Here is an 11,762-nt window from a genome sequence, read left to right as displayed (position 1 = left end):
GAGACAGGCTCTTGAGCACCAGCCTGGAGACTCAGTACCGTCCCTCGGTCCTCCATCCACCGGTCTCACTCACTCTGTGCGACCTCGCCGTCGCAACGTGCGTTCAGATCCTCCGTCTCAGGCATTGCGTTCCTCCCGGCTGGTGTGGGTGGATAGCGACGCGACCGCGTCAGGGTCGGCGTCAGCGCGGCGGGCCGACGACGACGTTGCCGAACTTCTCGGCCGCTTCGGCCATCCGCTCGGGTAAGATCTGGAAGCCGTCGGGCCGCGCAGTGGTCCTGTCGCGGCCGGCGTATCGGAACATGCCCTCGATGTCGGCCGGCGTGTTGATCATCAGCAGGTCCGCCTTTTTGGACGCGATCCGGTACGAGTGCGCCTCCTCCTTGGGGAGGAAGACCACGCCGCCTTCCGACAGCTCGTATTCGCGGTCGTTGTGCCAGACCAACGCGGTACCGCTGATCAGCATGAACACCTCGTCCTCACGCACGTGCCGGTGATAAGGCGGCGCCTCGCCCTCGCTGACGTCGAATCTGTCCATCATCAGCTGGCCGGCTGTCGCCGCGCCGTCGAGCACCATCGTGAGCGTCCCGCCGTCGATCCATTCGAGCTGCTGATGATCCTTGGCCTGAGCGAGGTACAGCATGCTCACGTGGTTCTCCTTTGCGTGGGGCGGAGCGATCGCACATCGAACGTAGACGCCGCGCGGCCGGCCCGCATTCATCCGCTTGCCGAAAACGTGTTCCATGTTGCGGCGCTTCCGCCGGCCCCGCTCATTGGCACCTACGCTGTACGGCAGTTCCTACACCGGAAGACTGAGGCGGAAGGCCCGAGGTGACATGCCGGTCTCGCGGCGGAACGCGGTCGAGAACTGGCTGGAGCTGCTGAATCCGCACAGTTGCGCAACTTCTGTGACCGTAAGTTCGCTTTCTGTCAGGCGACGCCGCGCCACGTCGATTCTCATCCGAGCGTGGTGGTAGGCCCGTCGAGGCGTGAAAGACGCGCAGGAAGTGGTACGGGCTGAGCCCGGCGCTGCCGGCTATGTCCGAGAGCGACACGGGCAAATGCAGATTGTCCCGCATAAACTCGACCGCGGTACGGACCCGGGTGTCCTCCCTGCCCACGTCGAGCCTGCCCACGTCGGGCGGGACCGACGATCCGCCCCCGTAATGGCTGAGCAGATGGGCGAGCAGGAAGGCCGCCGAGGTCTGCGCGTACAGCTCGTCGACCCCGGCCGGCCAGCGCCTGCGTGAGCCCGGTCAGGGTGCTGCGCACGACGTGGTCCTCGGCCAGCACCGGCTCCGTGAAGCTGACCGGTGCGGATCGCCGACCGCTCAGCTCCGCGGCGGTACGTTCAAGATCTTCTCCCGAGATGACCAGGACACTGAGCTCGCGGATGCCGCACCCCGCCCGCGTCCACTCATAACTCAGCGGAACATTAGGCGGGACGAGCCACGCCTTCCCCGGCGCGAGGTGGGCGGATCGCCGCACCGCGCCATCTCGCCGCTGTACGGCCACGGTTCCACGGGTCACCAGCATGATCCGAGGATGCGGCAGGACGCCCATGTCCACGCGGCCCGACGCGTCGCTGCGCTGTGCGACCCGGACCAGCACCGACAACCACCCGGCGTCCTGCACGCTGCACCGTCGGGTGGTGCACTGCACGTCGTCGTCGAAACGCTGCGCCAGTCCGGCAGCGTCGAAGCGGGTGATCCCCAAAGCCGGTGGAGCAGACGTCACGCTGGCCTCCCATGGTCCTGCCTGCGAGGGCCGCGGTGCGGCCTCCGGAGCCGCTTTTGACCAGTCTGCCCCGTCCTCGGGAGTTGTAAGCGGCACGGACAGCACTCGACGACGCAATGGCAGAGACGACCGGAACCTGTCGGGTCCAGGTGGCCGGCAGATGTCCGTGATGGGCCCGGTCGCCTTCTAGCGGACTTCGGGCGTGGAGATGAGCGGCACGCCGTTGTCGGCCAGGATGCCCGCGACGATCTTTGTCAGGAGGGTCGCGTTGGCCGGGGCCACCCCGCTGGTGAGCTCCGCGATCTTCGCGGTGACGCTGTCGTAGGACTTCATCGCCAGCCGCGCACCTCTCGCGGTCAACGCGACCTGAATGACGCGTCGATCGGTGGTGTGGCGGATGCGCTTCACGAGGCCCCGGTACTCAACCCGGTCCACCAGGCCGGTCAGGCTCGAGCGCTCGACGTGCAGGATGCCGGTCAGTTCCGTCATGCCGACCGGCCCCTGGATGAGCTCGCACAGCAGCTGGACCTGCTGGGGCGTCAGGCCGAGACCGCGGCTGACATCGGCAAAAAGGTGATCGATCAGGTGCGCGAACTGCACGAGCGCGTCCGCGAGCCGTGGCTGGCCGTCCACCTGCGAGTCGCTGGTGGACGGCCCGGTCGTCGCGCACATGAAGGTGACCATAGACGACGAAGTGGCGACGCCGGGCCGAGCCTGCCGGACGACGAACCGCCGGCTGGTCCGTCAGGTGCTGGTCGAGGTTGCCTGGGGCTGCTCGCCGGTGGTGATCGGTCGGGTCTCGTCGGCCGACCAGGCGGACCAGGAGCCGGGGTAGAGCGCGCCGACGGGCAGCCCGGCGCGCTCGAGCGCCAGCAGGTCGTGGCAGGCGGTGACCCCCGAGCCGCAATAGACGATCACCTCGTCGGCCTCGACGGCGCCCAGCGCCGCGAAGCGTTCCCGCAGCTCGTCTGCCGAGCGGAACGAGCCGTCGCTGCGAAGGTTGCCCGCCCAGGGTGCGCTGTGCGCACCCTGCACGTGGCCGAGGCGTGACTCCCCGGGCAGGGCGTCCGCGCCCGAGTAGCGTCCGGCTGCCCGCGCATCGAGCACGACGGCCGCGCCACCGGCGGCGGCCGCCTGGACCTCGTCGGCGTCGCGCAGCAGGTGCGCGGGCCACGGCCGCGGGCGACGCACGACCGGCGTGCGTATGACCGGTCCCGACTCGCGCGGCCCCGGCCAACTGTCGAGCCCACCGTAGAGCAACGCAGCGGGCGCTCCGATGGACCGCAGCAGCCAGACCAGGCGTGCGGCGAACCCACGGCCCTGGTCGTCGTAGGCGACGACGAGGGCGTCGTCCGCGATGCCCAGTGCCCCCAGCCACTCGGCGAACGTCTCCGGCGAGGGCAGCGGATGACGCCCGCCGGCCTCGCTCGGCGGATCGGAGAGGTCGACGTCGACGTCGACCCAGACCGCGCCGGCCACATGCTCGTCCAGGTAGGCGAGGTGGCCGGAGCGGCCGTCGAGATACCACCGCACGTCCGCCACGACGACGCTGTCGAGCCGCTGCGCGACCCACTCCGGCGTGACGACGGGCTCCACCTCGACCCGGGCGCTCATCGGGGGAGCTTCCAGCGGATCCGCTCGGCGGCGATCCGGAGCCGGACGCGCTCGCCGGCACCCTCGAGCACCACCGGCGGCGGCGGCCCGCCGGTCCACTTGCCGAACGTGGTGTGCACGAGGTCAAGCGCCGGCGCGCCGGTGTCGAGAGACACCACCCGGCCACGCACCTCGACGTAACGCTGGGTGTTGTCGGGGTCGATGATCAGCACCGAGACGCGCGGATCGGCGACCACGTTACGGTACTTCTGCAGCGTGGTGCTGGTGCCGATCAGCAGGTGCTCGTCGTCGGCGTGTGCCCAGACGATGCTCGTGTGCGGCTGCCCGTCGGGCAGGAGCGTCGCCAGCGTGACGTCGGAGCGCGCCTGCGCGAGCCGCCGTACGTCAGGATCAAGCATCCGCGGCCACCTTGGCGGCGCTGCCGAGGCTCGCCACCTGCGGGATGACCTCGCTGCCCACGAGCTCCATCACCTTCGCGACGGTGGCGGCGGGAATCCCACCGAGATCGATGGTCAGCAGGTGCAGCTTGTGGCCCCACAGCTCGTACAGGCGCCCGAGCTTGTCGACGACCTCGGCCGGGCTGCCGCAGATCGCCTGACCGGCGATCAGCGTGTCGAAGTCGAACGCCGGGCGGGTTGCGTCCTTGGGTATTGTCGCGTCGTTGAAGTAGTTGGCGAGGTACTCGCGCCACTGCGAGCGCGCCTGCTGGCTGGTCTCGGCCACGAAGACGTGGCTCGTGGCGCCGGTGCGCGCGGCCTGCGGCGGGCGCCCGCGCTGCGCCCACAGCTCGCGGTAGAGGGCGAACATCGGCGCGTTTTCCTCCGGCGTCCGCGCGACCGTCCCCATCACCATGGGCAGGCCGAGATCGACCGCGAGGTGGATCGAGTCCGGCTTCAAGCTGCCGCTGACCCACACCGGCGGCTCGGACTGCACGAGCCGGGGCTGCAGGTGTATGTCGCGCAGCGGTGGCCGGAACTGCCCCTCCCAGGTGACGCGATCCTCGGCCCACAGCCGGAGGAGTAGCTCGAGGTTCTCGCGCTTGCGGGCCGGCTTGCTCGCCAGCTCCTGGCCGAACACCTCGTAGGGCGCCTCGTAGAACGACGTTCCGGCGATCAACTGCAGCCGGCCGTTGCTGATCAGGTCGAGCGTGGCGTAGTCCTCGGCCACGAGCACCGGGTCACGGTTGCTCACCAGCGTCGTCGCGGTGCCCACCGTGATCGACGTGGTGCGCGCGGCGATGGCGGCCAGCACCACCGGCGGCGAGGAGATGAGATCGCGATCGCCGAAGTGGTGCTCGCCGACGGCGTACCAGGCGAAACCAAGCTCCTCCGCCAGTACGGCGCCCTCAACGACCTCAGACAGCCGCTCGCGTTGCGTGACACGCTCACCGGTGAACGGGTCGGTCAGCAGCGTGCCGAACGTCATCACGCCGATATCCATCGGATCAGTCCTCCTTGATGGCGGGTGCCGAATCCCAACGACCACGCCACCGGGTCCCACCGCGCACAGTCGTCCCCCCAGCTATGTTCACAATAGCGGTCGGGATAAGTACTTCGTAACAGGTACTGTCTTGTTTTGTCAATAATCTGCTCTCCGAAGTACCCTCGCCGGCGCCCGCGACGCCGGCCGTGGCGGGGACCGGCCGCGAGCCAATCGATCAGTCAGGTCGACGGTCGGTTGCCGACGGGCCCGAGGAGAGCGGCCCGAACGCCCGCAGGAACGTGGCGACCGCGCTGCGCGCCAACCGGCGCAGTTCCGCCGCGATCACCTCGCGCAGCAACCCGAGCTTGTCCCCGAAGTGGTTGTAGACCGTGTGCTTGGCCGCACCCGCCTGGGCGGCGATCGTCTCGACACTCTGCGTCGCGAAGTCCGCGACGCAGATGCACCTCACCGCGGCGCTGGCCGCTGCGCCCCCCGCCGCGTCGTAGGCGCCCAGACGCAGCCCTCGATGAGCTGGGGCGCGCCGGCGGTGAACCGCGGCAGGTCGATCAGGCTCGGCAGGTCGGCCGCCATGGCCAGGGCGGTGACCGCGGCATCGAAGGCGTCCTCGCAGCCGGCCGCCCGCTCGAGCAGCACCGGATCCTGCTGCGGGAACCAGTCATGCAGGTGGTCGCGCCGGCTGCGGTGGCGGCTCTTGACCACACCGGCCGGCACGCACAGCCGCGGATAGACCTCCACGACGCGGGGCCAGCCCGCCTCGTCGAACGGCCAGATTGTGAAGCCGGCCGCGGCGAGCCGCGCCAGATGGCCCATGCCGCGCAGCGAACCCGTGCCGACCGTGCCGGCCCCGCCGATCTGGAAGGTGCTCTTCGGCCGCCGTTCGAGATCCTTCTCCGTCTGGCGGAAAGGATCGCCGAGGCGCTGTGCCACGGTCCCCGGCCGGCCCCAGAACGGCGGCGCACCCGCCGCGAGCAGCTCCTCGGCCCGCTCCCCGACGGCCGCCCAGACCTCCTGGCCGTTGCGCCAGCCCTGGCGGGCGCAGAACCACGCGGGAAACGAGAAGGAGAAGTCCAGCCCGACGACGGTCCGTGGCTCGCGGCGGCCGCGGTCGACGAGGGCGGCGACGACGGCCTCCCGGCCAAGCCCGTTGTCCAGCTCGACGAGCCGCCCGGCGACCACCCGGGCCAGCCAGATCGACTCGGCCGCGCCCTTCGCCCACCCCGACCAGTCCACCGCGATCACCTGCGCCACGAGACGTGGACGCTATCCGGGGAGCCGCGCCGACGTCGACCACGCACCGCGGAACACCATGATCGCCTCGTCCCGGGCGAGGGCAGGGTGGAGGATCACCGCATGACTGAGGACTCCGCATTCCTGCGCCCCGTACCCGCGGGGGCCGACACACCCGAGCCGAGGTGGGGTCGGATCGGGTCTCGCAACCCCGAGTGGCTGCCGTGGGTGCGCGAGCTGCACTCCATCGCCCAGGCCGGGCTCGCGTACTCCCAGGACCCCTATGACCTCGAACGATTCGAGCAGCTCCGCAGGGTCAGCTACGAGATCGCGGCCCGTTGCGCCGACGTCACCGTCGAGGTGGCGCAGGCCATCTTCGGCGGTGAGGTCGGATACCAGACGCCGAAGGTCGACGTGCGCGGGGTGCTGTTCGACGGCGACCGGATCCTGCTCGTCCATGAGAAGGAGGACGGTGGCTGGTCGCTGCCCGGCGGCTGGGCCGACGTCGGCCTCACTCCGGCCGAGGTCGTCGTCAAGGAGATCTTCGAGGAGGCCGGTCTGCGCGCCGAGCCGGAGCGTCTGCTCGCGGTCCTCGACAAGCGCCGCCACGCCCACCCGCCGTACCCGAACGACACGTACAAGATCTTCATTCGGTGTCGGGTGATCGGCGGGAGCCTCGGCGGCGGGCTGGAGACCTCCGAGGTCGGCTGGTTCCCGCGCGACGCCCTGCCGCCGCTGTCCGAGAAGCGCAACACCGCCGGCCAGCTCGCCCTGATGTTCGGCTACCTGGACGACCCCACCGCCCCGGCCGTCGTCGACTGAACCGGTGCCCGGTGCCCGGAGGCGTCAGTGCTCGGCGTCGAGCACCGCGGCGAGCCTGATCGCGAGGTCGTCCATCTCCGCCGGCGGTACCCATTCGGCTTCCAATCGGCGCAGGAACGTGAAGACGTCCGGGCCCTGGTCCGCCGCGGGCAGATCGGCGGCGCGCGGCACGACGTGGACGTGCAGATGCTCGAACCCGGCGGCCTCCGAGAACGCCGCCACATAGGTCTTCACGCAGCCGGTTACCTCGACCAGCGCCCGGCTCAGGCGCCAGGTCAGCACCCCGAGCTCGGCGGCCTCGGCCTCGGCCTCGGTGAGCTTCGCCGGGGATGTGACGTGCCGCCGGCTGACCAGGACCATCCACCCCGGCAGCGCCGCGCGGATCGCGTGCGCGGCCCGCCAACCGGCCCCGATCAACACCCGTTCGCGTGGCGGTAACCCGGCCAGCGCCGCGTTACCCGCGCACGAGTAGCAATCCTCCTCTCCCTCAGCCGCCGTCCCACCGATGTCCATCGCCGCTCCCGCCCTCTCGGTGAAGAATGCTTCACGCCTCGCCTGACGATGCGTTTCGATCCGTGTATTCAGCATCGAACACCCAGACACCGCATACGTTTTCATTTGCACGTCCTGCCACGCACAGCCACAGAGATGCGGCTTGGAAGGGCGTCGTTGCGGTCCTGCATGCGCATGCAGCCGCGCTCGCCTGGGTGCGCGACTCTGTGGGCCTGTACCCGGTGCCCCTGGAGATTGCTGCCGTACTGAATGATCTTGATGGGCAACTGCGCGATGTGGGCGACGATCGTGATCCGGTCGCCGTTCTCGGTCGGGCTGCTGTTGATGCACTCGCTGCGTACCGGGCCGCCGCAGCCGCGTGAGCGGCTACGTTCTGGATGATCTGACTCTGGTGGCGGGATTCGCCGGCGCCGGGGACGAACATTACCGGCGGGAGCTGTCCCATCTGCTGACCGGCGCGATCAGCGGCGGCCCTGTGCTGATCGTCCCCGCGCTTTGCCTGGCCGCCGTTTGACGCGGCCTGCCAGGCACGCAGCTGCGTTCGCACTCGCGAGTGAATGGCCAGTCCTCACCGTCGACTCAGATCGCTACCGGCTGGTTCCTGTCGACGTTCTGTCACTGTGATGGCCGGTGGCTGCACTCGAAGGGCAGATGCTGGGCGGGACAGGAGTGCGATCCTGGGGGTCAGACGGTGAACAGGCTGCTGGCCCAGAAGTCCTTGGGGTCGCGGACGCCGGGCGGGACTGCGAACACGGCGCTGCTGGTGTGGACGATGTACTCGTTGAGCGCGTCCGAGGCGGCCAGCCGGCGCTGGATCGGGATGAATCCGGTGCGGGGGTCGGGCTGGAAGGCGATGAAGAACAGGCCCGCGTCGAGCTGCCCGGTCTCCTGGTTGACGCCGTCGGTGTAGGAGTAGCCGCGGCGCAGGATCGTCGCGCCGTCGTTGGTCGACGCGGCGGCGAGCCGGATGTGGGCGTCCGCGGGGATGACCGGCTCGCCGCCGGCGCTCTTGGCGGTCAGCGGGACCGGGTCGAACTCCTCGGCCGCGCCTAGCGGCGCGCCGCTGCCCTTCGTCCGGCCGAAGACGTTCTCCTGGTCCTGCAGGAAGTCGCGGTCCCAGGACTCCAGCAGCATCCGGATGCGGCGGGTGACGACGTAGGTACCACCGCGCATCCACGCCTGGCCGCCGTCCGCGCCGACCCAGACGTGCTTGTCCAGCGATGCGGTGTCCTCGCGCTTGACGTTGTTCGTGCCGTCCTTGAAGCCCATCAGGTTACGCGGTGTGTCCTGGCTGTCGCTGGTCGTGCTGGTTCGGCCGAAGCCGAGCTGGAACCAGCGCAGCACGGCGGTGCCCTGGGCGAGGCGGCGCAGGTTGCGCACCGCGTGGAAGGCGACCTGCGGGTCGTCGGCGCAGGCCTGGACGCACAGATCGCCGCGGCTGCGCAGCGGGTCGAGGTTGTCGCCGGGCAGCGGCGGGATGTCGGCGAGCGCCGCGGGCTTGCGCCCGGCCAGCCCGAAGCGTCCGTCGAACAGGCTCGGCCCGACCCCGAAGGTGATGGTCAGGTTGCCGGCGGTCAGCCCGATCGCCTCGCCGGTGTCCCGCGGCGGCGAGTGCGGCGAGGCCGCGTCGTCGGCGACGGCCTGCCCGGCGGTCATCCGGGCGGCGGCGGCGGTCCATCCGACGAGCAGCTCGCGCAACTGATCCCGGCTCACCCCGGCGGAGACGTCGAAGGCGGCGAACGCCAGCCGGTCCTGGGCGTCGGTGGTGATCCCGGCCTGCTGCGCACCGTGGAACGGCACGGTGCCCCGCGGCGCCGTGGCGGTCGCCGGTGGTGAGTCGTCCGAGCAGCCCGCGGCGGTGGCCGCGACCACGCCTGCGCCGGCGAAGCCCGCGGCGCCGAACAGCGCCCGCCGGCGCGACAACGCGAACCGTTCGACCATGACGAATGCCCCTCTGACCTGGTTCTTCGCGATGCGCGGCCCACCGCCCACCGCACTGTTGCGCGGCCCGGCTCCTGCCGGGGCGGGCTAGCTGACGATGACGCCTGCGACCTGGGACAGCGGCTCGGCCAGGGCATCGACCGCCTGGGACAGGCCGCGGCGCTGGTCCTGCGTCACCTTGTCGTAGTTGACGTAGCCGGCGCCCTCCTTGTACGGGTCCAGCGCCTTGTACATCGCGGTGAAGCGGGTGCGCACGGTGCTGGCAAGCGTCGGGTCGAGCGACTTCAGTGCGGGCTCGAGCAGCGTGAACGCCTTGTCCGCGCCCTCGACGTTGCCCTGCATGTCGAGCAGGTCGAGCTTGCTGTACCGCTCCTCCTCGCCGGTGATCTTCGTCTTGCCGACCTCGTCGAGCAGCTCGGTGGCGCCGTTGGCGATCTGCGCCGGCTGGAAGGTCGCCTTCGCCACGAGCGTGTTGAGCTTGCCGACGTCGGTGTTGAGCTTGTCGGCGATCGGCGCGGTGCCGGCCAGCGAACGGTCGGCGAAGATGGCCTTCTCCAGCCGGTGGAAGCCGGTCCAGCTCGCCACGTCGGGTGCGTCGTCGATGCGGGCGTCGATCGCCGGGTCGAGGTCGCCGAACGACTCGGCGACCGGCTCGATCCGCTCGTAGTCCAGGCGCGGCACGGCGTAGAGCTTGGCGGCCTGGTCGAGGTCGCCGGCCTTGACCGCGGTCACGAACGCCCCGGTGCTGGTGACCAGGTCCGCGACCTGCTGGCGGACGTGGGTGGCGTAGCCGGTGGTCGCGGTGCGCAGCGCCGAGGTGACCTCGGCACTGCGGGTCGCGGCAGCGGTTGCGGCGGCGGTCTGCGTGACGGTGAAGTCGGTCTTCTCCGTGTCCGCGCCGGGGCAGTACAGCTGGTACTTGCCGGCCTTCACATTCAGCGAGAACGTCCCGGACAGGCCGGGGGTGAGATTTTCCTTCTCGCCCAGAATGGTGTCGCCGTCGACCAGCTCGGCCTCGGTGACGTCACCCGCGTCCTTGTTGACCACCTTGAACGTGGTCGGGCCCGACGGGATCGTCGCCACGTCCGGCGAACAACTTTTCGAGGTGATGGTGACGATGACCGTCTGCTTTTTCCCGGCGACGCTCGACCCGCCGGAGCTGCCCGAGTCACTTCCTCCACAAGCGACGACACCCGTCGCGATCACAACGGCTATGGCGCTATATGCGACAGGTGCGCGGCGCACGTGTGCCCCCACTCTTGTTCCTCAACTAGCGAAAATGGATACGTACGGTTAGCGGCTCTCGCGGTGGCGGGGGCCAGGCTGGCGGTCTGGGGGTGCGGTCACGGGGTCGCGGGTGCCGGGTCGATGGCCGCTGTTCCCTCGGCGCCACGCTCCGCGGTGGTCGTGGGCCCGGCCGGCGGCCGACGACGGGTCGGCCAGGCGACGTAGGCGGCCAGCGGCAGCAGATACACCAGCCAGGCCACGACCTCGGCGACCACGGGCCGTGGCTGCAACCCCAGCATCCCGGTCAGCACGCTCGCCAGCGGCGTACCCGGACGGACCAGCCACGACAGGTCGAACGTCCGCTGCTGGCCGAGATCGAGCCAGCCCGCCTCGTGGGCCGTGTGCGCCGCGGTCGCCAGCAGGCCGGCCGCGATCAGGAGGAGGACGAAGCCCGTGACCCGGAAGAAGCGCGCCAGGTTGATGTGCACGCCGCCGCGGTAGATGCCGAAGCCGACCGCTGAAGCCACCAGCACGCCGAGCAGTGCGCCGCCGCCGGCCGAGGCCGGCGAGGTGCTCGCGTTGAACGCCGCGATGAGGAAGACGGCCGTCTCGAAGCCCTCGCGCAGCACGGCCAGGAAGGCCATGAGCACCAGCGCGCGGGTCGAGCCGCTCTCCAACGCCGACGCCGTGGCCGATTCCAACGACCCTCGCAGATCCCGGGAGTGGCGGCGCATCCAGACCACCATGTACGTCACCATCGCCACCGCGATGAGCCCGATAACCGTCTCGAGCCCCTCCTGCTGCCCCTGGGGCAGCTCCCGGTCCAGGAGGTGCAGCGCGATGCCGATGCCCAGGCAGAGCAGTAGCGCCAGTGAGACGCCGAGCCACACCTGGCGCAGGGCGTCCCGGCGATCTTGCTGCCGGAGGAAGGCTGCGACGATGCCGACGATCAGCGACGCCTCAAGACCCTCCCGAAGGCCGATCACAAACGTGGGAAGCAAATCCGGCCTCCGTCTCTAGTTCGTTCGCAGCTTCCGGCATGTGCGGTCCGTCACCTGCGGTTAACCTCAGCTAAGTTAGGGCAACCTAACGACGTTGGCAAGAGAACCAGGACAGCTGGGACGGGCCGGCATCGTGCCCGCAGGGCCGTCCCAGCGCGCCTGCCACCTGCGCGAACGGCAGTGAGCCTTTCCCGGTAACGTTTCGTCGCTTTGCGTGACATCAATGTTGTGTTGGTG

General features: G+C 70.0%; 15 protein-coding genes. 3 read left to right on the top strand and 12 right to left on the bottom strand.

Annotated elements, in window-relative coordinates:
- Positions 1-181: 181 nt before the first annotated feature.
- From G6R25_RS16375 to G6R25_RS16340, 8 genes are all read right to left on the bottom strand, one after another.
- Entirely contained in the window at positions 182-643 is a 462-nt protein-coding gene (locus G6R25_RS16375; RefSeq protein WP_235948726.1) for a cupin domain-containing protein, read from the bottom strand.
- A gap of 156 nt (positions 644-799) precedes the next feature.
- Positions 800-961: a helix-turn-helix domain-containing protein gene (locus tag G6R25_RS30665; protein WP_136448421.1), complete on the bottom strand. Its 162-nt coding sequence runs from the start codon at positions 959-961 to the stop codon at positions 800-802.
- Positions 962-1,923: 962 nt separating this feature from the next.
- Positions 1,924-2,370 (bottom strand): MarR family winged helix-turn-helix transcriptional regulator, encoded by a 447-nt coding sequence (locus G6R25_RS16365; RefSeq protein WP_235948723.1) that lies wholly within the window; start codon positions 2,368-2,370, stop codon positions 1,924-1,926.
- Between the two features lie 111 nt (positions 2,371-2,481).
- Positions 2,482-3,351 (bottom strand): sulfurtransferase, encoded by an 870-nt coding sequence (locus tag G6R25_RS16360; RefSeq protein WP_163553693.1) that lies wholly within the window; start codon positions 3,349-3,351, stop codon positions 2,482-2,484.
- Positions 3,348-3,749 (bottom strand): TIGR03618 family F420-dependent PPOX class oxidoreductase, encoded by a 402-nt coding sequence (locus G6R25_RS16355; RefSeq protein ID WP_163553692.1) that lies wholly within the window; start codon positions 3,747-3,749, stop codon positions 3,348-3,350. Before G6R25_RS16355 ends, G6R25_RS16360 begins: the two co-directional genes overlap by 4 nt.
- The gene (locus G6R25_RS16350; RefSeq protein ID WP_163553691.1) at positions 3,742-4,791 is read right to left on the bottom strand and encodes an LLM class flavin-dependent oxidoreductase; all 1,050 of its coding nucleotides are present in this window, start codon (positions 4,789-4,791) and stop codon (positions 3,742-3,744) included. The genes G6R25_RS16355 and G6R25_RS16350 overlap by 8 nt, the downstream gene beginning before the upstream one ends.
- Before the next feature lie 217 nt (positions 4,792-5,008).
- A complete protein-coding gene (locus G6R25_RS27525; protein ID WP_235826555.1) occupies positions 5,009-5,242 on the bottom strand; it encodes a TetR/AcrR family transcriptional regulator in 234 nt (77 codons plus the stop codon).
- On the bottom strand, positions 5,239-6,024 hold the full coding sequence (locus G6R25_RS16340) for a DUF429 domain-containing protein (protein WP_205447158.1): 786 nt from the start codon (positions 6,022-6,024) through the stop codon (positions 5,239-5,241). Before G6R25_RS16340 ends, G6R25_RS27525 begins: the two co-directional genes overlap by 4 nt.
- Before the next feature lie 120 nt (positions 6,025-6,144).
- On the opposite strand from G6R25_RS16340, the gene G6R25_RS16335 reads away from it, so the two are divergent.
- Complete coding sequence (locus tag G6R25_RS16335; protein WP_235948721.1) at positions 6,145-6,843, top strand: NUDIX hydrolase; 699 nt, start codon at positions 6,145-6,147, stop codon at positions 6,841-6,843.
- Between the two features lie 24 nt (positions 6,844-6,867).
- On the opposite strand, the gene G6R25_RS16330 is transcribed toward G6R25_RS16335, so the two are convergent.
- Positions 6,868-7,356: an HIT family protein gene (locus G6R25_RS16330; protein WP_163553689.1), complete on the bottom strand. Its 489-nt coding sequence runs from the start codon at positions 7,354-7,356 to the stop codon at positions 6,868-6,870.
- A 62-nt stretch (positions 7,357-7,418) separates the two neighbouring features.
- Here G6R25_RS16330 and G6R25_RS16325 point away from each other — a divergent pair, with 62 nt between their 5' ends.
- Positions 7,419-7,718: a hypothetical protein gene (locus G6R25_RS16325; protein ID WP_205447157.1), complete on the top strand. Its 300-nt coding sequence runs from the start codon at positions 7,419-7,421 to the stop codon at positions 7,716-7,718.
- Positions 7,715-7,870 carry a hypothetical protein gene (locus tag G6R25_RS16320; RefSeq protein WP_163553688.1) on the top strand — a complete coding sequence of 52 codons (156 nt, stop codon included), beginning with the start codon at positions 7,715-7,717 and terminating at the stop codon, positions 7,868-7,870. Before G6R25_RS16325 ends, G6R25_RS16320 begins: the two co-directional genes overlap by 4 nt.
- A gap of 170 nt (positions 7,871-8,040) precedes the next feature.
- On the opposite strand, the gene efeB is transcribed toward G6R25_RS16320, so the two are convergent.
- The 3 genes from efeB to efeU all read right to left on the bottom strand — a co-directional run bounded on the left by efeB (position 8,041) and on the right by efeU (position 11,525).
- Positions 8,041-9,297 carry an iron uptake transporter deferrochelatase/peroxidase subunit gene (gene efeB / locus G6R25_RS16315; protein ID WP_163553687.1) on the bottom strand — a complete coding sequence of 419 codons (1,257 nt, stop codon included), beginning with the start codon at positions 9,295-9,297 and terminating at the stop codon, positions 8,041-8,043.
- 87 nt (positions 9,298-9,384) lie between these two features.
- Positions 9,385-10,503: an iron uptake system protein EfeO gene (gene efeO / locus G6R25_RS16310; protein WP_235948719.1), complete on the bottom strand. Its 1,119-nt coding sequence runs from the start codon at positions 10,501-10,503 to the stop codon at positions 9,385-9,387.
- A gap of 137 nt (positions 10,504-10,640) precedes the next feature.
- Positions 10,641-11,525, bottom strand: a complete 885-nt coding sequence (gene efeU / locus G6R25_RS16305; RefSeq protein ID WP_163553686.1) for an iron uptake transporter permease EfeU — start codon at positions 11,523-11,525, stop codon at positions 10,641-10,643.
- Between the last annotated feature and the right edge of the window lie 237 nt (positions 11,526-11,762).

The organism is Candidatus Frankia alpina, assembly GCF_902806485.1.
GTDB lineage: Bacteria > Actinomycetota > Actinomycetes > Frankiales > Frankiaceae > Frankia > Frankia alpina.
This window is presented reverse-complemented; position numbering and strand designations above follow the sequence as displayed.